The sequence below is a fragment of the Aureispira sp. CCB-QB1 genome, assembly GCF_000724545.1.
Taxonomy (GTDB): Bacteria; Bacteroidota; Bacteroidia; order Chitinophagales; family Saprospiraceae; genus Aureispira.
Window position 1 is genome coordinate 1 of record NZ_JHBV01000055.1, and the last position, 1280, is coordinate 1280.

Genomic DNA, 1280 nt, shown 5'->3' on the forward strand with positions numbered 1-1280 from the left:
TGCCGTGTACCCCAAAAACAGAACCATTAGTTAAGTAAATAAAAAAGCTTAAATTAGAGGTATGAAAAAAAGAAAATTTACTGCAAAATTTAAAACCAAGGTAGTTATAGAAGCCTTGAAAGAAGTATCCAGTTTATCCGACTTGGCAAAGAAATATAACTTAGCTCCGACACAAATTAGTGGCTGGAAGCGTCAATTTCTGGAAGGAGCCGAGGATGTTTTTACATCTAATAAGGGAGGGAAAACAGAAGAAGAACGAGAAAAAGACAAGCTCTTGAGGACAATTGGTGAGCTAAAAGTAGAAAATGACTTTTTAAAAAAAGTGTTGAAATGAAGCCCTTGGATGAAAAACGTGCCCATATTGATAACAAACATCCAAAATTGAGCATTCGTAAGCAATGTAAGGTACTAAACATCAATCGCTCTAGTTATTATTACCAAGCGAAGACGGAAAATGAGTTGAATCTAGAATTAATGCGCTTGATGGATGAACATTATCTACAACATCCATATAAAGGAGCCAAGCGAATGCATATTTGGTTAACAAAAGATTTAGGGTACAAAGTCAATCTTAAACGAGTTCGACGTTTGTATACAGCAGTGATGGGCTTGCGATCTATATTGCCTAGTCCCAATACTTCCAAACCAAGCAAAGACAAGGATAGGCAAGTATATCCCTACTTACTTAGAGATTTGAAAGTAGAACGCCCTAATCAAGTATGGGCAACAGACATTACTTATCTTCCCATGTCAGGAGGCTTCATGTATTTGACAGCAATCATTGACTTATATTCTCGCTTTGTTGTTGGCTGGTCTTTATCCAATAGTATGGATGCTTCTTGGTGTAAAACTCTGCTAGATCAAGCAGTGGAACAGTATGGTAAACCTGAAATTTTAAACACAGATCAGGGCAGTCAATACACTTCCCATCTGTTTATCAAGGCTGTTCAATCGCATAACATACGTTTGAGCATGGATGGGAAAGGTCGTTGTATAGATAATGTATTTATTGAGCGGCTCTGGTGGTCGGTTAAATATGAAAATGCTTATATTTATGAGTACAAAGATGGAAAAGCACTTTATCTAGGTTTGGAGAAGTACTTCCAATACTATAATTTTGAACGTAGACATGCTGGCATAGACCATCATTTGCCAAGCAACCGATATTTTTCTTCCAAAAACACCCCTCTTTTTTATGAGGGCGATTTGCAAGAAAAATATCTACAGAATATTCATTACAAATCAGCTTAAACTGGTCCTAAGGATAGGGTACTCCGCAA

Annotated in this window: 2 protein-coding genes; both read left to right on the top strand. The window is 37.0% G+C overall.

The window, feature by feature from the left end; genetic code table 11:
* Positions 1 to 61: 61 nt before the first annotated feature.
* On the top strand, positions 62 to 334 hold the full coding sequence (locus CG11_RS26055; RefSeq protein WP_052599908.1) for a transposase: 273 nt from the start codon (positions 62 to 64) through the stop codon (positions 332 to 334).
* Complete coding sequence (locus tag CG11_RS26060; RefSeq protein ID WP_063833222.1) at positions 331 to 1251, top strand: IS3 family transposase; 921 nt, start codon at positions 331 to 333, stop codon at positions 1249 to 1251. The genes CG11_RS26055 and CG11_RS26060 overlap by 4 nt, the downstream gene beginning before the upstream one ends.
* Positions 1252 to 1280 lie beyond the last annotated feature (29 nt).

Bases quoted from the DNA above. Each gene is read 5' to 3' on its own strand.
- CG11_RS26055 (WP_052599908.1), top strand. From the start codon at position 62: ATGAAAAAAAGAAAATTTACTGCAAAATTTAAAACCAAGGTAGTTATA.
- CG11_RS26060 (WP_063833222.1), top strand. From the start codon at position 331: ATGAAGCCCTTGGATGAAAAACGTGCCCATATTGATAACAAACATCCA.